Source organism: Nonomuraea sp. NPDC049028, assembly GCF_043197735.1.
Lineage (GTDB): Bacteria > Actinomycetota > Actinomycetes > Streptosporangiales > Streptosporangiaceae > Nonomuraea.
Genome location: NZ_JBICTR010000005.1, coordinates 44,244 through 69,846 on the forward strand (window position 1 = coordinate 44,244; position 25,603 = coordinate 69,846).

Sequence of the window (25,603 nt, forward strand, 5' to 3'; positions counted from 1 at the left end):
TTTAGGGCGCCTTCAGGATCACTTCAGGTACGGCGGGCCAGGCTCGGGGCGTCCGATCGTTTCCAGCAAGGAGATTCCATGTTCAAGCGACGTCTCGCGGTCCTCGGCGCGGTGGGCGTGCTCGTGCTCACGGGCCTGGGCGGATCCGCGATGGCCGACGAGGCTCCGTCGGCCGTCCCGGGTGTCAAGGTGACGTGTACGACGAGCGACGGCAAGACCATCGCGTTCGCCGAGCGGGCGCGCACCCTTGGGGACCTCGCCGCCAAGCCGGGCGAGAAGGCGCCTGAGGGCGGTGTGGCCCTGCGCCTCCGGGACGACCAGACGATCGAGATCGAGTCGCTCCCGGAGGGGGCGGTCACGAAGGCGCTCCCGGCCAAGCCCGCTGAGGGGTTCACTGCCGAAGGCGGCGAGCCGGCCGACGCCGGGAAGACGGGCATCGCCCGGCCGACGGAGGACGGCAGTCTACCGACCAAGATCGCCAAGACGGTCGCCGTCAAGTGCGAGCCGATTAAGTGAGGGCCGCGCCCGCCGTAGCACCGGGGGTGTACGGCGGGCGCGTTCACTCGAACCTGACGGGTGCGCATCCACGGGGGCGTTCACTCACTCCGGGAGCGACGGGTGCGGCCCCAAAGCCCAGTACTCGAACAGGCCGTGACCCACGAGCCCGTCGTACTCGAAGCGCCCCACGGCGTCGACCATCCCCCACATTTTGGACGCGTCGTCGGGCAGCGTGTACGTCACGCCTTGCACGACCGGCTCCGCGCCCTGGTACATCCCGTGCTTCCAGTCCGGCTCCAGGCCGTAACCGGTGCCGACCATGAGGTGGACCGGCAGCACAGGGGTGCACCGTACGTCGAACGCCTTGCCGCCGGGAGGTGAGAAGGTGATCGTGGCCTCGACGACGTCCCGGGTCCCGGGCGCGTAGACGGGGTGGTACTCGGGCCGGCCCAGATACTCCTCCTCGCGCCCGTCGGACCAGACCCTGGTGGCCTCCTCCAGGACGCGGCGGCCCTTCTCGTCCTCCTGGATGATGCAGAGGATCGCGTGGTCGTCGAACCGCATGGGCGTGTACAGCCAGTAGAAGCTCCCCGCGTTCTTCGCCTGGATGCCCGGCGGCTCGGGCTCGCCGACGGGCCTGATACCCCAGGACCGGTCGCGGGTGCCCTGCCATCGGTCAGGGGTGACGGATATCTCGTCGTCCCCGATGCGGATGTGGCCGGACCAGACCCCGGTCTGCGCCAGCCGTACGGAGTCGAAGATGACCCGCTCCTGCCAGCGGACGAAGTGCCGTGGCTCGAGCGTCGCCGGGATCGTGCCCTCCCAGGTGAGGTCGAAGGACAGGCCATGCTCGTTGGGCTCCAGGATGATCTGGAGCCGTTTGAGCCCTTCGATGACCTTCACCTGGAACGGGCCGATCTCGGTGTTCATCCGGTCGGTGCCGAGCTCGCGTGAGGCGCGGACGACCCGGTGCAGGTTCCCGTAGCGGACGCAGGCGAAGGCGTCGGTGACGCCCAGGTTGGGGTACTGGCCGGCGCCGACGATCAGCATGAGCTCGTCGGTGCCGGGGTGGCAGTTGAAGTAGTAGCGGTCGTAGAAATTGCGGTCCGAGGTCGCCACGTGCCGCATGACCTGAGCCGCCTGGTGGATGGGGTAGTCGTCGAGCGGGGACAGCGCCATGCCGCCGGTTGTAGCAAGCGCTTGGTGTAGACGTCAACGCCTATGGGCGGAAACGCGAAGCGCGCCCCCCGCTCGATCGAGTGGGGGGCGCGCTTTCGCGCGGATCACGTCATCTTGCGCGATGCCTCATCCGCCTTGTCGGACATCTCGGACGCCATCCTCTCGGTGGTGTCCGCGGTCTTGTCCGCCTTGTCGCCGGCCCACTGCGACGCGTCCGAGGCCGAGTCCTTCATGTGCTCGGTCCACTGCCGGGCGTTACGCCGGTAGAACAGATAACCGAGCGCGCCCACAGCGATACCGGTCAGAAGGATCATCACTGGCATCCCCCGCGACCTGCGCGGGGTCGGGTCGATCCGCTCGGCGGCGTTGATCAGCATGGCGCTGACCTTGGGGGCGAGCTCATCCTCGACCCGATGCGCGGCCTCTTCCAGCCTCGGGGCCGCCCAGTAGCGGGCGTCCTCGATGCGATGCGCGGCGACCACCTTGGCCTGATCCGCCATCACCTTGGCTTGATCCGCCATCACCTTGGCCTGATCCGCCATCGGCGTCATTTGCCGGCCAGTTCTCATGGCCCGGGCCTTCATACGGCCCATCCACGTGGTTGGGACTACGATGACCACGCGGCGATTTTTCAGTGTCAGGGACACAACAACCTCCCCTGCTTGATGGGGCCCCGAGCCTGACCTTCCCGTAGCGAAGCGGCTCAATCATGGCGTCCGTGGCAGGATGGCTTTTGCGGCCTAACGACCGTGGTCATCAAAATCCACAAAACCAACCTTGTGCATAGAGGGGGGCAGCTGTCTCGTGGCCGAGAAGCTGATCGCAAACCTGCAGACAAATCGCGGAAATATCAAGATAGAACTCTTCCCCAACAAGGCGCCCAAGACGGTCCGCAACTTCGTCGAGCTCGCCGAAGGCGGCCGTGAGTGGACCCACCCGGGCACCGGGGAGACGAGCACCGGCCGTTACTACGACGGCACGATCTTCCACCGGGTGATCCCCGGCTTCATGATCCAGGGCGGTGACCCGCTGGGCGAGGGCATCGGCGGCCCGGGCTACGACTTCGACGACGAGATCCACCCGGATCTCTACTTCAACCGCCCTTACCTCCTGGCCATGGCCAACGCCGGCATCCGGTTCGGCAAGGGCACCAACGGCTCGCAGTTCTTCGTCACGGTCGTGCCCACGCCGCACCTCAACGGCAAGCACACCATCTTCGGCGAGGTGATCGAGGGCCAGGACGTCGTCGACGCGATCGCCAAGACGCCGACCGGCCAGCGCGACAAGCCGGTCGACGCGGTGGTCCTGGAGTCGGTCACGATCGACCGCGTCCAGGGCTGACCTACGTGGGCTGACCAGGTACCACCCAGGATTGACCTAGGCACACATCCTGGGCTGACCCCGGCGAACCGTCCAAGGCCGCCCAAGGCGCACGGGGCGGGCTGAACACGCCAGCGCGGTGATGCCGCGCAGGCCATAGGCTGCGGTCATGACCAGCCAGCCGCCCAGCCCGCCCCCGCAGCCCGAGCAGCCTGCGGAGACCGTGCCGACGTGCTACCGGCACCCCAACAAAGAGACTTGGGTCCGCTGCCAGCGTTGCGAGCGTCCCATCTGCCCCGACTGCATGCGCGACGCCGCCGTGGGCTTCCAGTGCCCCGAGTGCGTGAGCGAGGGCAATCGAGGGGTACGCCAGGCGCGGTCGGCGTTCGGCGGCGCCGTGGTCACGACGCCATACGTCACCTGGGTGACCCTGGCGCTCAACGTGCTCGTCTTCGGCGCCCAATATCTTACGGGCAACGCGGTCACCGAACAGCTGGCCATGCGGCCGTACAACGTCGTCGCCGGGCATGAGTACTATCGGCTGCTCACGTCGGCGTTCGTGCACGACGGGCCGTTCCACATCCTGTTCAACTGCTGGGCGCTCTACGTCATCGGCCCCTACCTGGAGCGGGCCTTCGGGCACACCCGCTACCTGGCCGTCTACCTGGTCAGCGCGCTGGGCGGCTCGGTGCTCGGCTACTGGCTCGACCCGCTCGGCCAGTACACGGTCGGGGCCTCTGGAGCCATCTTCGGCCTGTTCGGCGCCGTGTTCGTGGTGGGGCGCAAGCTGAACATGGACGTACGCGGCATCGCCGTGCTGATCGCGATCAACCTGGCGATAACCTTCCTGGTCTCCGGCATCAGCTGGACCGGCCACATCGGCGGCCTGATCACGGGATCGGCCCTTGCCGGGGCCCTGGCCTACGCTCCCAAGAGCAACAGGACCCTCTGGCAAGTGCTGACGGTCGTGGGAGCGCTGGCCATCCTGGTCGTGCTCGTGGCCGTCAGATCCTCGGCCCTCCTGGGCGGCGTGGGCTGACTTCCCCAGGGTGTGGAAAAACTGTGGAAAAAACTAACGCCAGCGGGTGGAGAGCACGACCCCGAAGATGATGAAGACGAACCCGATCAGCAGATTCCAGTTGTGGAGATCGCCGATGAAGGGTGCGCTGGGCGCCACGTAGTAGACGGCGATCCACAGGATGCCGAGGATCCACGACACCACCATCGTGGGAGCCAGCCAGCGCGGGCTGACCGTGACCTGCTGGGACTTCTGCGGCGGCGTGTAGACCGCCTTCTTGCGAGCCTTGGACTTGGGCACTGGAAACTCCTGCTGGGCGCCTGGGCATCCGGGTTGTCCACAGGCTATTAGTTTTGAGCGTAATTGCTTTGAGCGTAGTGGAAGCGTGCCCAGGATAGTCGCCACGCGCACGAGATGGCGATCCCCGGCCTCCGGATGGGCCGCGCTTACGCTGAGTGAGTGAGGGCCGTGCTGCGGGCCGCGGGGGAGTCGAGCATCACCGCGGGCCTGATCCTGTTGTTGTTCTGCGCCTACCTGCTGTGGGGGACGGGCGTCTATACCCAGCGCATGCAGTTGCAACTGCAGCAGGAGCTGGTGGAGGAACACGCGCGCCCGGAGCCGGCCAAGCTCCGGAAGATCGAGCTGGGCCGGGCCGTGGCCATGCTGCGCATCCCGAGGCTCGGACGCGACTACCACTACGCTGTGGTCGAGGGCGTGGACGCGGAGCACCTGAAGAAGGGCCCGGGCCACTACCCCGGCACCGCCCTCCCCGGACAGATCGGAAATTTCGTCGTATCGGGTCACCGGACCACGTACCTGGCGCCGTTCAACCGGATCGACGAGCTCCAGCGCGGCGACGAGATCATCGTCGACGCCCCCGAGGCCCGCTACACCTACCGGGTGACCTCGCAGGACGTCGTGTACCCCGACGAGGTCGACGTGATCGCCTCGGTGCCCGGCAAGCCCGACACCAAGCCCATCAGGGCCTACATCACGCTGTCGACCTGCCACCCCGAATACTCCGCCGCCCAGCGGCTCATCGTGTTCGGCGTGCTGAAGAAGACCGAGCTCAGGATGGAATGACATGTACGGATGGCTCTGGGACAGGCTGCCCGGCGGCACGGGCACCAAGCTGCTGGCGGCCACCGTGCTGGTCGCCGTGGCGGGCGTCGTACTCTGGTATGCCGTGTTCCCGCTTCTCGAACCCGCGGTGACGCTCGACGAGGTGACCGTACGGAAATGACCCGCGTGCTGGTCGTGGACAACCACGACAGCTTCGTCCACACCATCGTCCAATATCTGCGTGAGCTGGGCGCCGCGTGTGAGGTGCGCCCGCGCGACGACGTGCGCGTGAGCGACGCCGACGGCTTCGACGGCGTCCTGGTGAGCCCGGGGCCCGGCACACCGGAGGCGGCGGGCGTGAGCGTCCCCCTGGTGCGCCACGCGGCCCTGCGCGGCCTGCCGCTGCTCGGCGTCTGCCTCGGGCACCAGGCGATCGGCCTGGCCTACGGTGCCACCGTGTCGCGGGCGCCTGAGCTCGTACACGGGCGGACCAGCGCGGTGTCGCACGACGGGCTCGGGGTGTTCGCCGGGATCCCCTCGCCGGTGCGGATGACCCGCTACCACTCGCTGGCCGTACGGCCCGACACGGTGCCCGCCGAGCTCGACGTGACCGCCCATACCGAGGACGGCGTCATCATGGGGCTGCGGCACCGCACGGCGCCCATCGAGGGCATCCAGTTCCATCCCGAGTCCGTGCTGTCGGAGCACGGGCACCGGCTGCTCGGCAACTGGCTGCGCGGGATCGTGTAACGCTCGACCGCCGCCGGACGACAGACAGATGAGCGTCCCCGCCGTCGCCCCCGAGCGGCGGGGACGCTCTTTTACGTGTCCGACGTGCCAGGGCCGCCCCCCGGTGTGGGAAGGCGGCCCTCTTTTACGTGCCTGACGTGCCGGAGCCGCCCTCCCGGTGTGGGAGGGCGGCTCCGTCGCCAAGCTCTGCTCAACGCCTCGCGGGTCAGCCTTGGATGCTGTCGTCGTCGATCGGTGAGTCGTCGGTCGGCTGCGTGTCGTCCGTGGGCGAGTCGGTCGGCTGTGGCTGGTCCGTCGGTTGGTCCGTCGGCTGTGGCTGCTCCGTCGGCTGCTGCTCCGGACCCGTGGAGACCACGATCGTCACGGTGGTGTTGGGGTTCTGCGGTGTGCCCGCTTCGGGGTTCTGCTGGATGACCGTGCCCTGAGGCTGGTCGTCACTTGCCTGCGGGACCGCCTTGACCTTGAAGCCCGCCCCTCTGAGCGTCTTGGTGGCGTCCGCCTGGGTCAGGCCGATCACGCTCGGGATGGCGGTCTGCTCCTTGGGCACGTAAAGCGTGACGGTGCCGTCCTTCTCGACCTCCTCGCCGGCCTTGGGATCGGTCTCGATGACCTTGCCCTGCGGCTTGCTGGAGACCTTGGTCTTGACCGTGCCGGTCAGCCCGACCTTCTCGAGGATGTCGTTGGCCTCCGCGGTCGTGGCGCCGATCAGCCCGTCGGGGACCTTCACCTTCGGCGGGCCCTTGGACACGACCAGCTTGACCGTGGAGTCCTTCGCCACGTTGGTGCCTGCGCCGGGCTCGGTCCTGATCACGGTGTCCTTGTCGTACTCGGCGCTGGCCTCCTTCACCACCTCGGCCTTCAGCCCCAAAGTTTCGAGCTGGGTCGTGGCTGCCTGCAGTCGCTGCGCGGCGAGCGAGGGGACCTTGATCTCGCCCGTGGGCTTGTCGCCGCCGCTGCTGAACACCACGTAACCGATGCCGATGAACGCGCCGATGATCAGGAGCGGGATGACGATCCAGGCCGCGGTCTTGAGCGCGGTGTTGCCGCCGCCGCTGTTGGCGCGCCGTCGGCCGCCCCGGCCGCCGTGCCCGCCCTCGTCGTACTCGTAGGGGGGCACCGCGCGGGTGCCCTGAGTGGCCGGGCCGGTGGCGGCCTGGGTCGCCGTCATCATGCGGGTGCCCGCGCCGTAGTTGCTGGTCATCGCCATCGTCTGGGCGTCGACCGGCATGCCGGACATCGCCCGCTGGATGTCGGCCCGCATCTCGCCCGCGTTCTGGTAGCGATGCGCCGGGTCCTTGGCCATGGCCTTCAGCACGATCGCGTCGCACCACGCGGGGATCTCGGGATCGATCTGCGACGGCGGGATGGGCTCCTCGCGTACGTGCTGGTAGGCGATCGCCACCGGGGAGTCGCCGGTGAACGGCGGCTGGCCGGTGAGCAGCTCGTAGAACACGCACCCGGTGGAGTAGATGTCGCTGCGGGCGTCGACCCGCTCACCGCGGGCCTGCTCGGGCGACAGGTATTGGGCGGTCCCTATCACCTGCGCCGTCTGCGTCATCGTCGCGGCCGAGTCGGCCATCGCGCGGGCGATGCCGAAGTCCATCACCTTGACGTCGCCGTTGCGGGTGATCATGACGTTGGCCGGTTTGATGTCGCGGTGGACGATGCCGCCGCGGTGGCTGTAGTCCAGCGCCCGCAGGATGCCGTCGACCAGCTCGGCCGCTCGCTCCGGCAACAACCGCCGGTCGGCCCGCAGCAGGTCGCGCAGCGTCCTGCCGTCGACGTACTCCATCACGATGTAGGGCACCGGGGCGCCCTCGCTGACGTCTTCGCCGGTGTCGTAGACCGCGACGACCGCCGGGTGGTTCAGCGAAGCCGCGGACTGCGCCTCACGGCGGAAACGCGCCTGGAAGGTGTGATCGCGCGCCAAGTCAGAGCGGAGGGTCTTGATCGCGACTACGCGGTCCAGCCGGATGTCTCGGGCGCGATAGACCTCGGCCATGCCGCCGCGCCCGACGACGCCGTCGAGCTCGTAACGACCTCCGAGTCGCCGAGGCTGAGTCATTTCCTGCACTGTCCCTTACCGTTCATCTTGGGTACCGGCCTGCTCGCGGGCCGCCGGTGTCCATCATCGACCCCGTGGCGCATCACGTCTCCTCCTTCGGCGGGTTTGTGACACCCGGGTCAGGCGAAGCACTTGGTGTCGGAGTTGTCGGTGTAGTGGTGGGCCTGGGCGTCGGTGTGGGAGTCGGGGTACGGGTTGTCGGGGTGGACTTGGGGGTTGGCTTCCTGGTTGGAATTGCCGTCACGCTTACCGTAGCCGACCGTGAGGGTACCGGCCTCTTCGACTTCACCGTAACGACGGGAGGTCGTCGAGTGTGAGTCTTGGTCTTGGACGGCTTCCATACCGGGGTCACGCTCACCGACTCCGACGGGTCGGCGATGCTGGGCGGGCCGGACACCGCGTCGCGGTCCATGAAAGTGAAGGCGCTGAGCCCGACGGCGGCGGCGCAGCCCGCGCTGGCGAACAGCGCCAGCGTCAGCCTGCCCCTGCGGCGGCGGGGTGGAGCGGGCGCCGCACCGGGCCGCCCGGTGATCGAGCCGGGGGACGGCGAGCGCAGCGTCGTGGCCGTCGGCGTGGCGAGGTCGTCGGTGACAGACCCCTCATCCGGCCGCCCCCGAAGGCCCTCGTGCTGCCGCCACTCCTGGAAGCCCTCTTGCCGCTGCCGGCCCCGGACGCCTTCCTCCTGCTGGCGTACGCGGAAGCCCGCCGGATCGGTGAGCATGCTGAGCTCGGCACCCGACTTGTTGGCGGCCAGCGACTGGCGCAGCCGCTGGGAGCGGTCGGCGACCTCCATGGCCGACGCGGGCCGCTGCCGCGGATCCTTGGACAGCAGCACCATGACCAGCTCGCGCACCGCGGCGGGCACGTCGACGCCGAGCGGTGGCGGCGGGTCGTTGAGGTGCATGAGCGCGATCGCCACCGGCCCTTCGGCCTGGAACGGCGTGCGCCCCGACAGGCACTCGTAGGCCACCACGCCCAGCGAGTAGAGGTCGGTCGACGGGGTGAGAGGAAGACCCTGCGCCTGCTCCGGGCTGACATATTGGGCCGTGCCGAGCACGGTGCCCGTCAGCGTCACCGGAGCCGACTCCATGGCGCGGGCGATGCCGAAGTCGGTCACCTTGATGGTGCCCTCGGGCGTGACGAGCAGGTTGCCCGGCTTGATGTCGCGGTGGATGACCCCCGCCGAGTGGGCGGCGTGCAGCGCCTTGGCCGTCTGGTGCACGACGTCGAGCGTCACTTCGGGCATGAGCGAGCCGTTGCGGGTCAGGATGGCGGACAGCGGCTCGCCGTGCACCAGCTCCATCACCAGGTAGGCGAGGTCGCGCTGCTCGCCGTAGTCGAAGATCTGCGCGATGCCGGGGTCGGCCAGGGCGGCCGTGATCCTGGCCTCGTTGCGGAAGCGGCCGCGGAAGGACTGGTCGTCCTGGATGTGGCTGCGCAGCACCTTGACCGCGACCTCACGGCCGAGCAGCTCGTCACGAGCACGCCAGACATCCCCCATACCGCCCGAGGCGATGCGGGAGAGCAAGAGGTAGCGGTTACCGAGCCGCATGATCCAGCAGAGTAGCGGTCATCACTTGTTCAGCACCGCCTCCATCACGGCTTTGCCGATCGGCGCGGCGGTGTGGCCGCCCGTCGCCTCGGCGCCGACGTTGGCCGCGCCCGACTCGACGATGATCGCGACCGCGACCTTCGGGTCGTTGGCCGGCGCGAAGCTGATGAACCAGGCGTGCGGCGGCTGACCGTCGGACGTCTCGGCGGTGCCGGTCTTGCCCGCCACGTCGACGCCGGGGATCTGCGCCAGGTTGGCGGTGCCGTTGTTGACGACGCTGACCATCATCTCGCGCAGCTTGCCCGCCGTCTCGGAGCTGACCGCCTCCGACAGCTCCTCGGGCTTGGCGTCCTCGACCGAGTCGCCCTTCGAGTCAGTGATCTTGTTGACCAGGTACGGCTTCATGACCTTGCCGTCGTTGGCGATGCCCGCGGCGATCATGGCCATCTGCAGCGGCGTCATCTGGTTGCTGCGCTGGCCGATGGAGGACATGGCGATGGCCGCCTTGTCCTCCTTGGGGCCGAAGGAGCTCTGGGCCACCGACATCGGAATGCCGATCTGGGTCCCCATGCCGAACTTCTCCGCCTGCTGCTGCATCTTGTCGTAGCCGAGGTCCATGCCGATCTGGCCGAACGGCGTGTTGCAGGACTTCTCCAGTGCGTAGACCAGCGGGACCTTCCCGGCCCCGCAGGCCGCGCCGCCGTAGTTGGGCAGGCTGATGTTGGTGCCGGGAAGCGGGAGGCGCTGCGGGGCGTCCACGACCGTCTGGGGGCCGCGGCTGGAGTCGTCTTCGAGGTAGGCCGCCGCGGTCACCACCTTGAACGTGGAGCCGGGCGGGTAGGTGCGGTCGATGTTGCGGTTGAGCAGCGGCTGGCCCTTGTCCTTGGCCAACTTGTCGTAGAGGGGGAACACCTCGCCCTTGTTGGTGCCCGACAGCTCGGTCGGGTCGTAGGTGGGCAGCGACACCATCGCCAGGATCGCCCCGGTCTTCGGGTCGAGCGCGACGACCGCGCCGCGCTTGCCGCTCTCGCGCAGCGCGTCGTAGGCCGCCCGCTGGGCCTTGGGGTTGATCGTCACGTCGACGTTGGCGCCCCTGGTGGGCTCACCGGTGAACAGGTCGATGCTCCGGCGCAGTAGCAGGTCGGGGCTGGAGCCATCGAGCAGTTTGTTCTCGGACCGCTCGATGTTGGACTCGCTCTCCGGCGAGAAGAAGCCGGTGATGTGCGCGTAGAGCTTGCCGTCGGGGTATTCCCTGAGGAAGCGGAAGTCGCCGTCCTTCTTCTCCACCGACTGCGCCAGGATTACCTTGCCACCGGCGGTGATGCGACCCCGCTCCACGGCGTAGCGCGCGTAGTAGTTGCGCTGGTTACGGGAGTCTGCGCTGTATTGCTCCGCTTTTACGGCCTGCACGTAGTTCACGTTGATCATCAGAAGTGCGAACATGGCCAGGCAGGCCACGGCCGCACGCTTCAGAGTGCCGTTCATCGCTGGAACACCTGCGTCATTCCCTCGTTCTGGATCGCCTGGGGCGGAGGTCGCCGTGCCGAGTCTGACATGCGTACCAATAGTGCGATAAGGATCCAGTTAGCCAGCAACGCCGAGCCACCCTGGGACATGAACGGGGTGACCAGGCCGGTCAGGGGGATGAGGTTCGTCACGCCGCCGACGATGATGAAGACCTGCCAGGCCAGGATGAACGACAGGCCGCCCGCCAGGAGCTTGGAGAACGGGTCGCGGGCCGCGAGCGAGGTGCGCAGGCCGCGCTGGACCAGCAGGGCGTACATCATGAGCAGCGCCATCAGCCCGGTCAGGCCCAGCTCCTCGCCGGTCGCCGCGAAGATGAAGTCGGAGAACGCCAGCGGGATCAGGTAGGGGTGTCCCTGGCCGAAGCCGGTGCCCAGGATGCCGCCCGCGCCGAACCCGAACAGGCCCTGCATGGTCTGGTAGCTCTTGCCGCACATCGGGTCGCCCGGAGGATCCTGCTGGCAGATGTCGGCGTTGCCGTAGTAGACCTTGTTGGCGGGGTCGAGCCAGACGTCGAATCGGGCGCCCACATGGTCGAAGACCTGCCCGGCGAGGAAGGCGCCGCCGACGAAGAGCAGGATGCCGATCAGCACCCACGACGTGCGCTGGGTCGCGATGTAGAGCATCGCGATGAACGTGCCGAATATCAGCAGCGAGGTGCCGAGGTCCTTCTCGAAGACCAGCACCAGCAGGCTGAAACCCCAGGTGACGAGGATCGGGCCGAGGTCCCTGGCCCTGGGCAGGTCGATGAAGAGCAGCCGCCGCCCGGCCAGGGCCAGCACGTCGCGCTTGGCCACCAGGTAACCGGCGAAGAAGACGACCAGCGCCAGCTTGGCGAACTCGCCGGGCTGGATGGAGAAGCCGCCGATGCGGATCCAGATCTTGGCGCCCTGCACCTCGCTGAGGCTGCCGGGCAGCATCGCGGGGATGGCGAGCAGGACCAGGCCGACGGCGCCCGCGGTGTAGGTCAGCCGTTGGAGCACGCGGTGGTCGCGCAGCACGATCAGGGTGATCGAGAACATGACGACGCCGAGACCGGTCCACATGATCTGGTTGGCGGTGGACGCGCCGCGCATCCCGGAGGCCTCGAGGCGGTAGATCGTGACCAGGCCGAGGCCGTTGATCAGGGTCACCAGCGGCAGGATCAGGGGATCGGCCCAGGGCGCGAACTTGGCCAGGACGAGGTAGGCGGCCAGCATCAGACCGCCCAGCCCCAGGCCGTACGTCAGCATGCCCGAGGGGATCGCGCCGTCGAGAGCCAGCCCGACATTGGCATAGGCGCCCATGACGATCACGACCGCGAACGCGAGCATGGCCAGCTGGGCCCCACGCCGCTTGGCCGGCATGAGGACGGGGGCTTCCGCCACTTCACTCATCTACTGCGGTTTCGCCTTCGTCTTCGTCGCGCTCGCGGAGGGCGAGGCGGTCGCGGTCGGGGTGGCGGCCTTCTGGTCAGTCGGCTCCGCGGTGGCCTTGAAACCGTTGATCCTCGTCATGCCTTCCGCCAGGGTCTTGACCTCGATGCCGCCCTTGATCAGTGCCTGGTCGGGCTCGGAGAGCTGGGAGAGCGGCTTGCCGGTGTGCTGGGCGACCGAGAAGAATTCGAACGGCCCCACCTCCTGGCGGATGCCCCGGAACACGACCACCTCGTCGCCCTTGGCCCCGACGAAGAACTGGTCCTGGGTCCACTGCCAGCCGAAATAGCCGCCGGCGCCAATGGCGACGACGGCCACACCCAGGACCGAGACCAGCATGGGCCACGCCCGGCGCCGCTTGACCGGCCGCCGGGCCGCCTGCGGGCCCGGCTCGTCGAAGTCGTCGTCGGTGAGCACCGGCTGGGGCGCGGTCACCGCGCCCGGCCGGCCCGGCGAGGTGTCGTGCGCTTCGAGCCGCAGGCGCGTCATGCCCGCCGCCCCGACGGTCGCCGACTCGGTGGTGGGCGCCTGCTGCCCCTCGGCGAGCTCCAGCACGTCGGCCAGGACGCAGGTGATGTTGTCGGGCCCACCACCCCGGTTGGCCAGGTCGATCAGCTGACGCACGACCTCTTCCGGGTCGTCGATGTTGGTCAGCGTGGCATGCAGGGTCTCCGCGCTCACCACTCCGGACAGGCCGTCGGAGCAGAGGAGATAACGGTCGCCCACCTGCGCCTCGCGCAACGTGAGGTCGGGATCGACCTCGCCGCTCCCGTCGAGTGCCCGCAGCAGGATCGAGCGCTGCGGGTGCGTCGCGGCCTCCTCAGGCGTGATGCGCCCGTCGTCGACCAACTGCTGCACCAGCGTGTGGTCGTGGGTGATCTGGTAGAGCTCCCCGCGTCTGAGCAGGTAGGCGCGCGAGTCGCCGACATGCACCAGGGCCACCGAGGTGCCGTTCCAGAGCATGGCGGTCAGCGTGGTGCCCATGCCCTTGAGGCTGGGATCCCGGCCCACCATCTCGTGCAGCTTGCGGTTGGCGTCGCGTACCGCTGCCTCGATGGCGTTGAGCAGGTCACCACCCTGTTGGGCCTCGTCGAGAGAGGCCATTGCGGCGATGGCGACAGAACTCGCCACCTCACCGTGTGCGTGTCCGCCCATACCGTCTGCGACGGCTAGCAGACGGCCGCTTGCGTACGCCGAGTCCTCGTTTCCTTCGCGGAGGAGGCCGACGTCCGAGCGGGCGGCGTAGCGGAGTGCGATGGTCATTTGCGCAATTCAATGACTGTCTTGCCGACGCGGATCGGAACACCGAGCGGCACCGGGGTCGGGCGGGTGACTTTTGAGCGGTCGAGATATGTGCCGTTGGTCGAACCGAGATCTTCCACGATCCACTGACCGTCCTGAGGGAAGAGCCGGGCATGCCGGCTGGAAGCGTAGTCGTCGGTGACTACCAGCGTGGCGTCGTTCGCCCGGCCAATGGTGATGGGCGTCTCCGTGAGATTAATGGTGGTGCCTTGCAGCGGGCCACCCGTCACAACGAGCTGGCGTGGCTCGCCCTTCTTATTCTTCGGCTTAGCCGCCGGTTTGGTGGGCTTGATGCCCTTGCGTGGACCCGCGGGGGCCGTACGTGATCCGAACAAGTCTGTCCGGATCACGCCGACTGCGGCAATGACGAAGAACCACAGCACAGCCAGGAAGGCGAGCCGGATCAGCAGCAGCGTGAGCTCGGACATGGACCGTCTGTCTACCCCTAATCGCGCCGGAACACCAGTGTCGTACGCCCCAGGGTCACTCGCGTGCCGTTCTGGAGCTCGACTCTGCGTACCGGCTGGCCATTGACGAACGTGCCGTTCGTCGATCCGAGATCGACTAGGGCGACTAGCTGACCCTCGACGCGCAACTCCGCGTGGTGGCGAGAGACGCCGGGGTCGACGAGACGAAGATCGCAGTCGGTGCCCCTGCCCAGCAAGGTCACCGGAGTGGTGAGCTCGTAGGAGCGGTCGCCCTGCGGATCGTCCTGAGTGGACACGAGCAGCCGGGGCCGCCCGTTGAACGCGTTGGGCCTGGATGGTGGCAGATCACTCGCCGGCTGGCGAATTTCGTCCTGCTCCACCGTCGCGCCGCGGATGACTCCCGACCTGATGCGGAACAACCCCACAGCCAGGTCGGCGGCGGTTTCGAAACGAACCCGGACCGGTCCCACGAAGGAGTAGCCCTGTTCTTTGGCGTACTCCCTGGCGAGGTTGGCCAGCTCGTGGCTGATGCTGTCGGCATAGACCTCAAGCCGCTCGCTGTCGGTCGTGGACAGTTCAACCACGAAGTCGTTGGGCACGAGCGTCCGACCTTGAGCGACGATCGCCGCACGCTCATCCATCTCCCGCTGAACCGCGCTGGCGACCTCGACCGGCTGAAGGTCAGATTTGAACGCCCGCGCAAAGGCCCCCTCAACCAAGCCTTCGAGCCTTCGCTCGAAGCGCTGAAGGACTCCCACCGGGTACCTCCCTTCCTCCGTGCATATGATCGCGGCCACCAAACGCGCACCGCGCCTGGCCTCCGCTCCTCCCACGTCGCGGGTGGTCCCGGCGCTCGTCGGCTGTCGCGCCCAGCTCCTCCGCTCCCGTGTCTTATGCGATCGTATCCGGGTTCAGTACCAGCGGCTGTTCCGTGCTACTGTTTCTCCGCACCCACAAGGGCGGGTGGCGGAACGGCAGACGCGCACGGTTCAGGTCCGTGTGTCCGAAAGGACGTGAGGGTTCAAATCCCTCCTCGCCCACTCGTTGACGGGGACCCTATGGTCGCCAGCCCCCTCCGGGGGGCTTGCTTCCCTCGGGTCCCCTCGTCGTTTACACCGGGGGGCGACCCCCGGACCCCCAGCAGGAAACCCGCTGGTGGCTGCTCACCGGCCGGTTCCTTGCCTTAACCCGATGGTGGTTGTTCACCGGCCGGTTTCTTGCCTTGCCCGCTGGTGGTGCTCTTCGGGCGGTTTCTTGCGTTAACCCGTCTCTGGTGGTCTTCAGTCGGTTCCTCGCCTTCACCCGCCTTGGTGGTCATCGGGCGGGTTCTTGCGTTGAACCGCATGTCGTGCTCTTGGGGCTTGAATCCTTGTGTACGCGGCAGACCCACAGTGGCGAAAGAGGGGCCGGATCGCAAGGGGCGGGGACTCCTGTTTTTGGAACCTTGTGGGCCCGCGTTGGGAACGGTAGGCCCGGCCGGTTGCAGATCGCTTTCGGATGGCTTTCCGGCCGGGCGTGTGTTATTGCCCACACTTGTGGGGTTAGGCGGCCATTGCTCGGGTGTCGAGGAGTTCGCCCACCAGGTCGGTCAGGCTGACCATTCCGATGACCGTGCCGCCCTGGCCCGTGACCAGCGCCAGGTGGGCGTGGGCCTCCTGGAGTGCGGTCACCGCCTCGGGGACCTGGGTGACGCAGGGCAGGCGGGGGACCGGGCGGGCCAGGTCGCCCGCTGCGCGGTTGGGATTGATCAGGGCGTCTCGGGCATGCAGCACGCCCTGTACGTCCCCTGGAGCGCCCACCAGGAGGCGTAGGTGGCCGCTCTCCGCCGCCGCCTGCTTGATGCGCGTGGCGTTGGCCGACGCCGGCACGGTGACCACCTGGTCGATGGGGACCATGAGGCGCTCGATGCCTTCTGCCTGGAGGCGGAGGGCTCTGGTGAGCAGGTCATGCTCTTCTCTGTCCAGGAGGCCCATCCGGCCCGACTCGCCCACAAGCATGGCGAGCTGGCGCGGGGTTCTGGTGGTGGCCAGTTCGTCACGTGGGACCACGCCGAACAGGCGCAGGATCACGTTGGTCAGGCCGTTGAGCGCCGACAGAAGCGGGCTCATCAGCGACGTGAAGCCGCGGAAGGGCAGCGTCAGCAGCAGGGCGGCCCGCTCGGGGTGGGTCAGCGCCCAGGACTTGGGGGCCATCTCGCCCACCACCATGTGCAGGAACGTCACCAATGCCAGCGCGATGGTCAGCGCGATCGGCATCCGCATCGACTCGGGCACGCCTACTGCGGCGAAGACCGGCTCCAGGTAGTGCTCGATCGCGGGCTCGGTGACCTGGCCCAGGCCCAGCGTGCAGAGCGTGATACCGAGCTGGGCGCCGGCCAGCATCAGGGACAGTCGCCGGCCGCCGCCCACCGCCGACTTCGCGGTGATCCGCACCAGGCGGTTGCCGTTGGCGGCCATCTCCTCCAGGCGGTGCCGCTTGGCGGAGACGAAGGCGAACTCGGCCGCCACGAACAGCGCGTTCAGCAGTAGTAGGGCCAGGCTGATCAGGATCATCGTCATCGGACGGCCTCCGCGTGCTGGACCGGTGCCAGCCGTACCCATTCGGGGACGCGGCGGTTGAGGGACAGGACGGTGAGTTCGGCCTGGTGCTCCTGTTCGTCCTCGGCGAACGGGTCCGTCTCCGGGATGACGGGCACGGTCACGGTGTCACCGGGCTCCGGCATACGCCCCAGCCTGGCGAGGACCAGCCCGGCGAGCGTGTCGTAGTCGTCGCTCTCGGGCAGCGAGACGCCGGTGGCCCGCTCGACCTCGTCGAGCCTGAAGCGGCCCGGCACCTCCCAGATACCGTCCGGCTGCGCGACCGCGCCGTCCGGCTCCGGGTCGTTCTCGTCGATGAGCTCGCCGACCAGCTCCTCCGCCAGGTCCTCGACGGTGATGACGCCGGCGAGGTCGCCGTACTCGTCGATCACACATACCAAGTCGTCCTTGGCTGAGCGCATCTGATTCAGTACGGCCGGCAGCGGCAGCGAGTCGGGCACCAGCACCGCGGGGCGGGTGATGCCGATGATCGAGCCGTCTTCGAGACCGGAGGTGATCAGCTCGCGTACGCCCGTCACACCCACCACGTCGCCGTCGGCGCCGAGCACCGGGTAGCGGGAGTGGCCGCACTCGCGTATGACCTCCACGAGGTCGGAGATCGGCTGGGAGTCGCGGAGCACGACCACGCGCGGGCGCGGGACCATGATCTCCTCCGCGTTGCGGTCGCCGAACTCCAGCGCCCGCTCCAGCAGCTCCGACAGCCGCGGCGGCAGCTCGCCCGCCAGGGTGGACTCGGCGATGATCCGCGAGAGCTCCTCGGGGGTCGCGCCGTGCTCCACCTCCTCGACGGGCTCGATGCCGATGCGCCTGAGCAGTCCCGTGGCCGCCGAATCGAACAGGCGGACCACCGGGCCGACCACGGCCAGGTAGACCAGCGTCGATCCGGCGAGGAACTTGGCGACGGCCTCCGGCCTGGCGATGCCGAGATTCTTGGGCGCCAACTCGCCGAGGACCATCTGGACGATGGTCGCGACGAACACACCGATGGCCACGGACAGGCCGGTGATGAGGCCGTCGGGCATGCCGGTGTCCGTCAACCACGGACGAACGATCGTCGCTATGGCGGGCTCGGCCAGGAAGCCGACCAGCAGCGCGGTGACGGTGATGCCGAGCTGCGCGCCGGAGAGCATGAACGACAGGCGGGAGGTCACCTGGAGGGCCTTCTCCGCGGCCTGGTCGCCGGCGGCGGCCTGCTCGCGCAGGAGGCCCCGGTCAGCGGCCACGAAGGCGAACTCCTGCGCGACGAAGTAACCTGTCGCGGCGGTGAGCAGGAAGAGGGCGATGAGCCCGAGGTACGCGCTCACCGGGACGAGCTCCGAAGAGGTGAGCGATCAGGGGATCCCGTGCGTCCGCACGGGCGAATATTCCAAGGGTCCGGGGCGGACACGATCATCCTTTCGATGGCGGAAGTCCATAAACCGTAACGATGCAGATGGCAGCAATGTTTCCGACGTGACGCTCCGCTAGTTCTGCGTACTTTTCCGTGGGAAAACCTTGGCGAGACGTCTTCACTGGTGGGGGGTTGGACGTAGCGTCTATGACAACCGAAGGGGAAAGAGGCCAAGTGTCTGAGGAAGACCGGACGAGAGCCATGCGCTCGCCGGGCGATGGTCGCCCGCTGCCGGGCAGGAACGGCGACGGGCCGCGGTCGGGTGGTGCCCCCGCGCATCGGATTCCGTCGACGCAGCAGGTCCCTCCGCCGGCTCAACAGGCGCCGCCGACGAACCAGTCGCCCTCCGACGCGCCGCGCGCCGGTGGTTCGCGCGTGTACGGCCGCGAGCGCTCAGGCGGCAGCCCGATGAAGCCGTTCACGCCCAAGGCGGAGCCGGCCCCGTCGGGGCCGAAGCCGCCGCGCAGGCGGATCAAGGGCCGGACCATCCTGAAGATCGTCGCCGCCGTGGTGGCACTGCTGATCGTGGCGGCAGTGGGGCTGTTCTTCTGGATCGACTCTCGGCTGACCGGGATCCCCGGCGTGCTCGACGGCGAGGGTCACCCCGCCGACACCCCGGGCACCAATTGGCTGCTCGTCGGCTCCGACAGCCGCAAGGGCCTGTCGGCAGCCGACCGCAAGAAGCTCGCCACCGGCAAGGCGGCCGGCCAGCGCACCGACTCGATGATGCTGCTGCACATCCCGGCGGGCAGCGACAAACCGACTCTCATCAGCCTGCCGCGCGACTCGGCGGTCACCATCCCCGGCAAGGGCCGCAACAAGCTCAACGCCGCGTACGCCATCGGCGGCCCCAAGCTGCTCGCCCAGACGATCGAGTCCGTCACCGGGGTGCGCATCGACAACTACATGGAGATTGGTTTCGCCGGGTTCGTGGACATCGTCGACGCGGTCGGCGGCGTCGAGATCAACGTCCGCGCCGCGGTCGACGACCCCAAGGCCGGGCTGAAGCTCAAGAAGGGCGTCCAGACGCTGACCGGCGCCCAGGCGCTCGGCTACGTCCGTACCCGCAAGGGCGGCGCGCTGCCCGACTTCGAGCGGACCAAGCGCCAGCGCCAGTTCCTCGGCGCGGTCGTGAAGAAGGCGGCCAGCCCCGGCACGCTGATCAATCCGTTCACCTCGATCCCGCTGGCCATGAGCGCCACCGACGCGGTGGCGGTCGATTCGAGCACGGGCGCGTTCGACATGCTCTCGCTGGGGCTGGCCATGGGCGACAGCCCGGTGACCACGGTCGTGCCGTTCGGCGGCAACGAGATCGCCGGCGGCGGCAGCGCGGTCAAGTGGGACAGGGAGAAGGCCACCGCCCTGTTCAACGCGATCAAGGAGGACAAGCCGGTGCCGAAGGAGATCCTCGACGCCGGCTGATCCCGTCTTCTTTCTGGTCTTCTTGCTGTCCTTCTTCTTCTCCTCCGAAGGTGGAATCCCTTCGGGGGAGAGTCCTGCCACGACGGGCCGTCAACCCCTGCTGTAGCTAGCTTCCTGCGGTGGTGGCGCCGGTGCTGGCGCCGATGGCGGCGGTGGTGGCGGCGATCACCATGACCGAGTTGATCGCGGCGATCGTCTTGGCCACCGCGTCGCCCGCCCAGTCGCCCTCGGAGATCTCCTTGATGCGGGCCTTGTCCGCGCCGGGGAACGCCTTGCGGTCGAGCTTGGCGGCGTGCATGACGGCGATGAGCACCGCCGTACGCCCGTCGGGCTCGGCGCCCGCCAGGACGCCGCTCACGCGCTGCCTGACCTCCGCCTCGACGCTGCCGTCGGCCTCCGGCCAGCGGGTGGTGGGGAAGATACCGAGCACCTTGCCGCGCTCCTCGGCCAGCACGCCCGTCTCGGCGAGCCGGACGAGCAGGCGCCGGCGCAGCTTGGTGGAGTGGAACCGCTGGACCCACCAGTCGGGCTTGCGCTCCTTGCGCTCCTCCGCGATGCGGGCCAGCGCGGCGTCGAGTTCGTCGTCGCCCAGCGGCGTGGCGTCCTCGAGGGACACCTTCTTGCCGGTCAGGGCCACCCGCTCGTTGATCGCCAGCTCGGCGAGGATCGCGCCGCCGAGCGCCGGATCCAGTTGACTGGCGCTGATGAGTTGCTTGCCCTCCTTCTCGCTGTACGCGAGCAAGAGGAGTTCTTCCGCGATCGTCACACTCATTCCCTGACACTAACCTGCCGCTCATGGGTATCTCCGAGAAGTTGCACGCGGCCGGGCGCCCCCTCCTCGAGGCGCAGCTCGCGCATCCCACGGTCGTCGGCATCGGGCGCGGCGATCTGACGGAGCCGGTGTTCCGGTCGTGGCTGGAGCAGGATTATCTGTTCCTGCTGGACTATGTGCGGGTGTTCTCGCGGTTGGCCTGGCAGGCGCCGGCCGCGCATCTGGGCGATCTCGTCGACCTGGCGCACACGACCTTCCATGACGAGCTGAGGCTGCACCGGGAGCTGTCGGCCTCGTTCGGGGCGACCTTGGAAGGCGCACGGAAGGGGCCGGCGTGCGCGGCCTACACGACGTTCCTGCTGGAGTCGGCCGCCGATTATGGCGAAGGGCTGGCCGCGCTTTATCCGTGCATGTGGGGATATTCGCAGCTTGGTCGGCTCTTGGCGGAGGACTTGCCCGCCGAGCCGCGCTATCGGAGATGGGTGGAGACGTACGCCGATCCGGGATTTGCGGCGCTGACTGTGCGGATCGCCGAGATGATCGACCAGGCCGATCCCGAGCCCGCGCGGGCGGAGGCGCTGTTCCGCGAGGGGATGGCGCACGAGCTGGCGTTCTGGGACGTCCCGTAGTTATCCACAGGCTGTGGATGACGGTGCGTCGTACCCTGGTGGCATGCCTGAACTCCCCGAAGTGGAATCGCTCGCCGGTTTCCTGCGCGAGCGGGCGGTCGGTCGCACGCTCCTGGGCGTCGACGTGGTCGCCTTCTCGGCGCTCAAGACGTTCGACCCGCCGGTCACCGCGCTCGGCGGGCTGACCATCACGGGCGTGGCCAGGCACGGCAAGTTCCTCGACTTCGACTGCGACGGCCTGCACCTGGTCATCCACCTGGCCCGCGCGGGGTGGCTGCGCTGGCGCGAGGACCTCTCGGGCGCGAAGCCGGTCCGTCCGGGCAAGGGCCCGCTGGCGGTACGGGTACGCCTGGCGCCCGACGACGAGGGCCTGGCGCCCGGGTTCGAGCTGACCGAGGCGGGGACTCAGAAGCGCCTAGCCGTCTATGTCACGAAAAATCCTGAAGACGTGCCGGGTGTCGCCGCCCTCGGCCCCGACCCCCTCGACGACGCCTTCACCGTGGCCACGCTCAAGGCCATCCTGAACGGCAGCCGTACCCAGGTGAAGGGCCTGCTGCGCGACCAGAAGGTGATCGCGGGCATCGGCAACGCCTACTCCGACGAGGTGCTGCACGCGGCCAAGATGTCCCCGTTCAAGATCGCCTCGACCCTCACCGACGACCAGATCGCCGACCTGCACGAGGCCATTGTCACCACGCTGCGCGAGGCGGTGGAGCGGGCGCACGGCCTGGCCGCGAAGGACCTCAAGGCGGAGAAGAAGTCCGGCCTTCGTGTCCACAACCGCGCCGGTCAGCCGTGCGACGTCTGTGGTGACACCATCCGCGAGGTGTCCTTCGCGGACTCCTCGCTGCAGTACTGCCCCACCTGCCAGACGGGCGGCAAGCCGCTGGCCGACCGCCGCCTGTCCCGCCTGCTGAAGTAACGCCTCCGTGCCTATGGTCATGCTCTGACGATGATGGGTTCCTCGGGCTCTCCGGACCTGTCGGTCCCCTGCGTGGGGATGGGCGGGCGTCGGCGTAGGCCGGTGGCCATGATGAGCGCGGCGACTGCCGTGGCGGCCAGCGGTACCAGCAGTGCCGTCCTGATGGCCGCCAGTCCGGCCTCTGCGGAGGTCGCGTCGCCGAGTGCCGCCACGCTGACCGCCGTGACCATGGACAGCCCGAGCGCCGCGCCGAACTGGAAGGCCGAGTTCAGCAGCCCACCGGCCAAGCCCTGCTCGTCCTCCGCGATGCCCTCCGTGGCGACGATCGTGAGCGGGCCGTACACGAAGGCGAACATCAGCCCGATCAGCAGCATCGACGGCAGCATGGCCGCGTACGACCAGTCCATCCCGACCCCCACGAACAGGCCGTAAGCCGCGAGCCCGGACAGCAGGCCGCCGAAGATCACCCGGGCGTTGCCGTACCTCTGCACCAGCCAGGGGGTCAGCGTGGGCGCGAGCGCCACGTCGGCGGCGGCGGCGAGCAGGGCCAGCCCGGTCTGGACGGTGGACCAGCCGCGCAACTCCTGCAGGTACAGCGTGACGAGGAACTGGAAGCCGAAGAACGACGCGGTGAGCAGCAGCGCCGTCAGGTTGGCGCGCACCAGTGGCGCGGAGCGCAGGATGCCCAGGCGGACGAGCGGAGTGGCCGACCGCCGCTCGATCACCACGAACGCCGCCAGCAGCGCCACGCCGCCCGCGAACGCGCCGACGGTCCAGGCCGGGCCGTCGGTGGGGTGCTCCAGCCGTACCAGGCCATAGACCAGCAGCGTCATCGCGCCGGTGATGGTCGCGGCCCCGGCCAGGTCGACGCCGCCGGCGGGCCGGGGCGTCCGCTGCTCCTTCAGCAGCGGGACGGCGGCGATCAGGATCGCCAGCGAGAAGAGGACGGGTGCGAAGAAGACCCAGCGCCAGCCGATCGAGCTCAGCAGACCGCCGATCACCAGCCCGAGCGCGAACCCGGCGGCCCCCGTCCCCGCGTACACCAGCAGCGCGCGGTTGCGCTGCCTGCCCTCGGGGAAGCTCGTGGTGATCAGCGACAGCCCGGCGGGCATCATGAAGGCGGCCGCGACCCCGGTGAGGAACCTGGCGACCAGCAGCACCCACCCCTCGGTCGCGAACCCGCCCAGCCCGGAGAACACCACGAACACGCCGAGCCAGAGCAGGAACATCCTGCGCCTGCCCAGCAGGTCGGCCGCCCGGCCGCCGAGCAGGATGAAACCGCCGCAGCCCAGGACGTAGGCGCTCACCACCCCGCTCAGCATGCCCGTGGACAGCCCCAGATCCGCCCTGATCGACGGCAGGGCCACGTTCAGCATGGCCACGTCGGTGCCCTCGATGAAGATGGCTCCGCACAGCACGATCAACATGCCCCAAGCGCGTTTGGACATGGTCAACTCCTGGTTACTTATCGGCATTCGGTTATCTCTGGTAACCATCCAAATCATCCGGCAGTATGAAATGTCATGGAAGACGGCACTTCTAAGTCACCCGGTTACTGCGAGAGCACCGTGGACGACGACTACGACGTGTGGCAGTGGGACACCAGGGAGGACTGCGAGGTCCGGCAGATACTCGACCGGGTCGCCGACAAGTGGTCGCTGCTGGTCATCGCGCTGCTCGACTGCCAGAGCCTGCGCTTCACCCAGCTGCGCCGCGAGATCGACGGGGTCAGCCAGCGGATGCTCAGCGTGACCCTGCGCCACCTGGAGCGCGACGGCCTGGTCAGCCGTACGGTCCACCCCGTCGCGCCCCCGAGGGTCGACTACGCGCTCACGCCGCTCGGCCGGACGCTGCACCAGACGATCAAGAGCCTGGTCACCTGGACCGAGGAGCACCGGCAGGAGATCGCCACGGCGCGTGCTGCCTACGATGAGCGACGCGAGATGATGGAGGCATGACGGTTCCAGAGATTCCGGCAAGCGACGTTCCCGCTGACGCCTACCTGCTCGACGTGCGCGAACAGGACGAATGGGTGGCCGGGCACGCCCCCGAGGCGGTGCACATCCCGATGACGCAGATCCAGGGGCGGGTCGAGGAGGTGCCGGGCGACCGGACCGTCTACGTGGTCTGCCGGGTCGGCGGCCGGTCGTTCCAGGTCGCGGCTTGGCTCAACCAGCTCGGGCGCGAGGCGGTCAACGTCGACGGTGGCATGCAGTCCTGGGCGGGCGCGCGCCGCCCGATGGTCAGTGAGACGGGGCGCCCGCCGTTCGTCGCCTGACGGATGGCATAATCCGCTCGACAACTACACAAACCGCGGGAGCTCGGGGTGCACCGGGCTGAGAGGGCGACTGATCTGTCGCCGACCGCATGAACCTGTCCGGGTAATGCCGGCGTAGGGAGTGTGAGATGACGCATGTCGTCGACGAAGTCCCGCTGACCCTCGAAGGGACGCCCCCCAAGACGCTCGGGCTGCTCGACCAGGGGGCCCTGTGGGCGAACCTGGCGGTGAGCCTGCTGGGGTTCAGCGGCGCGCTGTTCCTGCTCGACCCGCTCGGCGGCAGCCCGCTCAGCCTGACCGCCGCCCTGCTCGCCGCGCTCGTCGGCAGTCTGGTCGGCACGGCCATGGTGGGGCTGTCGGCCATCCCGGGCACGCAGACCGGGCGGCCGGCGATGGTGCTGCTGCGCGGGTTGTTCGGGGCGCGGCTGTCCTACATCCCGACCGTGCTCAACATCGTCCAGATGATCGGGTGGGGCGCCTTCGAGCTGTGGGTGATCGCCAAGGGTGCGATGGCCATCTTCGGCGACGTGGTGCCGTACCAGGTGTGGGTGGTGGTGGCGGGGGCGTTGACCACGTCGCTGACCATCTGGCCGCTCGGGTCGGTCCGGCTGCTGCGGCGTTACGTCACCATCGGGGTGATCATCTCGCTGGTCTGGTTCGCGGTGGCGTTCCTGTCGAAGGCTCCCCCGCAGGGCGGCGGGTCGTGGACGGCTTTCGCGCCCGCGGTCGACTACGTCATCGCGCTGTCGGTCTCGTGGGTGCCGATCGCCGCCGACTTCGCCCGGCACTCCAGGTCGAGCCGGGCGGCCTTCGCGGGCGTGGTCGGCGGCTACACGCTGGCCCAGGTCGCCTGCCTGGGGCTGGGCGTCTACGCGGTGGCCATCGCCGGGTCCGCCGCGGTGGCCGCCGACGGCACGGCCGTGTTCGGGGCGTTCGTCGCGGTGCCGCTGGGCGCGCTGTTCTTCGCGATCCTGGTGCTGCGGGAGGCCGACCAGTCGTTCGCGAACGTCTACTCCACGACCATGTCCCTGCAGAACCTCATGCCGCGCGTCGACCGGCGGGTCTTCTCGATCGCCATCGGCGTGCTGACCACCGCCATCGCGCTGGTGGTCGACGTGAACTCGTACGGGGCGTTCCTGGGCGTGATCGGGGCGGTGTTCGTGCCGATGTTCGCGGTGCTGGCGGTCGACTACTTCCTGCTCGGCGGATCCTCGGGGTGGAACACCGACGAGGACGCGCCCGCCCGCTGGTCCATGCTGGTGCCCTGGGCGCTCGGTTTCGTGGCCTACTGGCTGACCACCTCCACGCCCACGGTCGCGCAGTGGGACGGCCTCTGGGCGGCCGTACGCGAGGCCATCGGGTTCACCAGGCAGCCGTGGATGAACGGGGCCCTGGGCGCGGCTCTCGTGGCGGCTCTGGTGACGCTGGCGATCGGCTGGGCGACCAGGCGCGCGTCGATCACGCGTCGTTGAGTACGTAC

Annotated in this window: 26 protein-coding genes, 1 tRNA gene and 1 riboswitch; of the genes, 13 read left to right on the forward strand and 14 right to left on the reverse strand. The window is 68.6% G+C overall.

Going from position 1 to position 25,603, the window contains the following annotated elements; all coding sequences use genetic code 11:
• Positions 1 to 78 precede the first annotated feature (78 nt).
• Positions 79 to 516, forward strand: coding sequence for a hypothetical protein (locus ACGFJ2_RS19705; protein WP_393470140.1), 438 nt, complete (start codon positions 79 to 81; stop codon positions 514 to 516).
• Between the two features lie 84 nt (positions 517 to 600).
• Here the strand turns inward: ACGFJ2_RS19705 and ACGFJ2_RS19710 are convergent, their stop codons facing one another.
• Both ACGFJ2_RS19710 and ACGFJ2_RS19715 read right to left on the reverse strand, forming a co-directional pair.
• Positions 601 to 1,677, reverse strand: coding sequence for a hypothetical protein (locus ACGFJ2_RS19710; RefSeq protein WP_358176623.1), 1,077 nt, complete (start codon positions 1,675 to 1,677; stop codon positions 601 to 603).
• A gap of 104 nt (positions 1,678 to 1,781) precedes the next feature.
• Positions 1,782 to 2,324 (reverse strand): YtxH domain-containing protein, encoded by a 543-nt coding sequence (locus ACGFJ2_RS19715; RefSeq protein WP_357938349.1) that lies wholly within the window; start codon positions 2,322 to 2,324, stop codon positions 1,782 to 1,784.
• Positions 2,325 to 2,481: 157 nt separating this feature from the next.
• Here ACGFJ2_RS19715 and ACGFJ2_RS19720 point away from each other — a divergent pair, with 157 nt between their 5' ends.
• Positions 2,482 to 3,018 carry a peptidylprolyl isomerase gene (locus ACGFJ2_RS19720; protein ID WP_358176617.1) on the forward strand — a complete coding sequence of 179 codons (537 nt, stop codon included), beginning with the start codon at positions 2,482 to 2,484 and terminating at the stop codon, positions 3,016 to 3,018.
• Between the two features lie 148 nt (positions 3,019 to 3,166).
• Positions 3,167 to 4,036: a rhomboid family intramembrane serine protease gene (locus tag ACGFJ2_RS19725; RefSeq protein ID WP_358176614.1), complete on the forward strand. Its 870-nt coding sequence runs from the start codon at positions 3,167 to 3,169 to the stop codon at positions 4,034 to 4,036.
• 33 nt (positions 4,037 to 4,069) lie between these two features.
• On the opposite strand, the gene ACGFJ2_RS19730 is transcribed toward ACGFJ2_RS19725, so the two are convergent.
• Positions 4,070 to 4,315: a cell division protein CrgA gene (locus tag ACGFJ2_RS19730; protein ID WP_357938355.1), complete on the reverse strand. Its 246-nt coding sequence runs from the start codon at positions 4,313 to 4,315 to the stop codon at positions 4,070 to 4,072.
• Positions 4,316 to 4,474: 159 nt separating this feature from the next.
• On the opposite strand from ACGFJ2_RS19730, the gene ACGFJ2_RS19735 reads away from it, so the two are divergent.
• Genes ACGFJ2_RS19735 through ACGFJ2_RS19745 form a run of 3 tightly spaced genes read left to right on the forward strand, consistent with a single transcriptional unit; the run spans position 4,475 to position 5,827 of the window.
• Positions 4,475 to 5,098 (forward strand): class E sortase, encoded by a 624-nt coding sequence (locus tag ACGFJ2_RS19735; protein ID WP_357938357.1) that lies wholly within the window; start codon positions 4,475 to 4,477, stop codon positions 5,096 to 5,098.
• Between the two features lies 1 nt (position 5,099).
• Complete coding sequence (locus ACGFJ2_RS19740) at positions 5,100 to 5,258, forward strand: hypothetical protein (protein WP_358176611.1); 159 nt, start codon at positions 5,100 to 5,102, stop codon at positions 5,256 to 5,258.
• The gene (locus ACGFJ2_RS19745) at positions 5,255 to 5,827 is read left to right on the forward strand and encodes an anthranilate synthase component II (RefSeq protein ID WP_393470146.1); all 573 of its coding nucleotides are present in this window, start codon (positions 5,255 to 5,257) and stop codon (positions 5,825 to 5,827) included. The genes ACGFJ2_RS19740 and ACGFJ2_RS19745 overlap by 4 nt, the downstream gene beginning before the upstream one ends.
• Before the next feature lie 205 nt (positions 5,828 to 6,032).
• Here the strand turns inward: ACGFJ2_RS19745 and pknB are convergent, their stop codons facing one another.
• The 7 genes from pknB to ACGFJ2_RS19780 all read right to left on the reverse strand — a co-directional run bounded on the left by pknB (position 6,033) and on the right by ACGFJ2_RS19780 (position 14,871).
• The gene (gene pknB / locus ACGFJ2_RS19750; protein ID WP_357938363.1) at positions 6,033 to 7,892 is read right to left on the reverse strand and encodes a Stk1 family PASTA domain-containing Ser/Thr kinase; all 1,860 of its coding nucleotides are present in this window, start codon (positions 7,890 to 7,892) and stop codon (positions 6,033 to 6,035) included.
• An 82-nt stretch (positions 7,893 to 7,974) separates the two neighbouring features.
• Entirely contained in the window at positions 7,975 to 9,444 is a 1,470-nt protein-coding gene (locus ACGFJ2_RS19755) for a serine/threonine-protein kinase (protein ID WP_393470149.1), read from the reverse strand.
• Between the two features lie 21 nt (positions 9,445 to 9,465).
• On the reverse strand, positions 9,466 to 10,929 hold the full coding sequence (locus tag ACGFJ2_RS19760) for a penicillin-binding protein 2 (RefSeq protein ID WP_357938367.1): 1,464 nt from the start codon (positions 10,927 to 10,929) through the stop codon (positions 9,466 to 9,468).
• Positions 10,926 to 12,344: an FtsW/RodA/SpoVE family cell cycle protein gene (locus tag ACGFJ2_RS19765; RefSeq protein ID WP_357938369.1), complete on the reverse strand. Its 1,419-nt coding sequence runs from the start codon at positions 12,342 to 12,344 to the stop codon at positions 10,926 to 10,928. The genes ACGFJ2_RS19760 and ACGFJ2_RS19765 overlap by 4 nt, the downstream gene beginning before the upstream one ends.
• Complete coding sequence (locus tag ACGFJ2_RS19770; RefSeq protein ID WP_358176599.1) at positions 12,345 to 13,646, reverse strand: Stp1/IreP family PP2C-type Ser/Thr phosphatase; 1,302 nt, start codon at positions 13,644 to 13,646, stop codon at positions 12,345 to 12,347.
• A complete protein-coding gene (locus ACGFJ2_RS19775; protein ID WP_214635377.1) occupies positions 13,643 to 14,113 on the reverse strand; it encodes an FHA domain-containing protein in 471 nt (156 codons plus the stop codon). Before ACGFJ2_RS19775 ends, ACGFJ2_RS19770 begins: the two co-directional genes overlap by 4 nt.
• A gap of 17 nt (positions 14,114 to 14,130) precedes the next feature.
• The gene (locus ACGFJ2_RS19780; RefSeq protein WP_214635378.1) at positions 14,131 to 14,871 is read right to left on the reverse strand and encodes a DUF3662 and FHA domain-containing protein; all 741 of its coding nucleotides are present in this window, start codon (positions 14,869 to 14,871) and stop codon (positions 14,131 to 14,133) included.
• 199 nt (positions 14,872 to 15,070) lie between these two features.
• On the opposite strand from ACGFJ2_RS19780, the gene ACGFJ2_RS19785 reads away from it, so the two are divergent.
• A tRNA-Leu gene (locus tag ACGFJ2_RS19785) sits at positions 15,071 to 15,153 on the forward strand.
• A 501-nt stretch (positions 15,154 to 15,654) separates the two neighbouring features.
• On the opposite strand, the gene ACGFJ2_RS19790 is transcribed toward ACGFJ2_RS19785, so the two are convergent.
• The gene (locus tag ACGFJ2_RS19790) at positions 15,655 to 16,671 is read right to left on the reverse strand and encodes a hemolysin family protein (RefSeq protein ID WP_357938373.1); all 1,017 of its coding nucleotides are present in this window, start codon (positions 16,669 to 16,671) and stop codon (positions 15,655 to 15,657) included.
• Positions 16,668 to 18,014, reverse strand: a complete 1,347-nt coding sequence (locus ACGFJ2_RS19795) for a hemolysin family protein (protein ID WP_357938375.1) — start codon at positions 18,012 to 18,014, stop codon at positions 16,668 to 16,670. The genes ACGFJ2_RS19790 and ACGFJ2_RS19795 overlap by 4 nt, the downstream gene beginning before the upstream one ends.
• A 260-nt stretch (positions 18,015 to 18,274) precedes the next feature.
• On the opposite strand from ACGFJ2_RS19795, the gene ACGFJ2_RS19800 reads away from it, so the two are divergent.
• Positions 18,275 to 19,522, forward strand: coding sequence for an LCP family protein (locus ACGFJ2_RS19800; RefSeq protein ID WP_393470155.1), 1,248 nt, complete (start codon positions 18,275 to 18,277; stop codon positions 19,520 to 19,522).
• 106 nt (positions 19,523 to 19,628) lie between these two features.
• Here ACGFJ2_RS19800 and ACGFJ2_RS19805 read toward each other — a convergent pair whose 3' ends face one another.
• Entirely contained in the window at positions 19,629 to 20,294 is a 666-nt protein-coding gene (locus ACGFJ2_RS19805) for a GPP34 family phosphoprotein (RefSeq protein ID WP_393470158.1), read from the reverse strand.
• Positions 20,295 to 20,317: 23 nt separating this feature from the next.
• Here ACGFJ2_RS19805 and ACGFJ2_RS19810 point away from each other — a divergent pair, with 23 nt between their 5' ends.
• Together ACGFJ2_RS19810 and ACGFJ2_RS19815 are read left to right on the forward strand one after the other, a co-directional pair.
• Positions 20,318 to 20,923, forward strand: a complete 606-nt coding sequence (locus ACGFJ2_RS19810) for a TenA family protein (protein WP_393470161.1) — start codon at positions 20,318 to 20,320, stop codon at positions 20,921 to 20,923.
• Between the two features lie 43 nt (positions 20,924 to 20,966).
• Entirely contained in the window at positions 20,967 to 21,845 is an 879-nt protein-coding gene (locus tag ACGFJ2_RS19815) for an Fpg/Nei family DNA glycosylase (RefSeq protein ID WP_393470164.1), read from the forward strand.
• Between the two features lie 17 nt (positions 21,846 to 21,862).
• Here the strand turns inward: ACGFJ2_RS19815 and ACGFJ2_RS19820 are convergent, their stop codons facing one another.
• Positions 21,863 to 23,293 (reverse strand): MFS transporter, encoded by a 1,431-nt coding sequence (locus ACGFJ2_RS19820; RefSeq protein WP_393470167.1) that lies wholly within the window; start codon positions 23,291 to 23,293, stop codon positions 21,863 to 21,865.
• A 75-nt stretch (positions 23,294 to 23,368) separates the two neighbouring features.
• On the opposite strand from ACGFJ2_RS19820, the gene ACGFJ2_RS19825 reads away from it, so the two are divergent.
• From ACGFJ2_RS19825 to ACGFJ2_RS19835, 3 genes are all read left to right on the forward strand, one after another.
• Positions 23,369 to 23,803 carry a winged helix-turn-helix transcriptional regulator gene (locus ACGFJ2_RS19825; protein ID WP_393470170.1) on the forward strand — a complete coding sequence of 145 codons (435 nt, stop codon included), beginning with the start codon at positions 23,369 to 23,371 and terminating at the stop codon, positions 23,801 to 23,803.
• Complete coding sequence (locus tag ACGFJ2_RS19830) at positions 23,800 to 24,123, forward strand: rhodanese-like domain-containing protein (RefSeq protein WP_357938389.1); 324 nt, start codon at positions 23,800 to 23,802, stop codon at positions 24,121 to 24,123. The genes ACGFJ2_RS19825 and ACGFJ2_RS19830 overlap by 4 nt, the downstream gene beginning before the upstream one ends.
• Before the next feature lie 25 nt (positions 24,124 to 24,148).
• A riboswitch (TPP riboswitch) is annotated at positions 24,149 to 24,261 on the forward strand.
• On the forward strand, positions 24,252 to 25,595 hold the full coding sequence (locus ACGFJ2_RS19835) for a purine-cytosine permease family protein (RefSeq protein WP_393470174.1): 1,344 nt from the start codon (positions 24,252 to 24,254) through the stop codon (positions 25,593 to 25,595). (Overlaps the previous riboswitch by 10 nt.)
• Positions 25,596 to 25,603 lie beyond the last annotated feature (8 nt).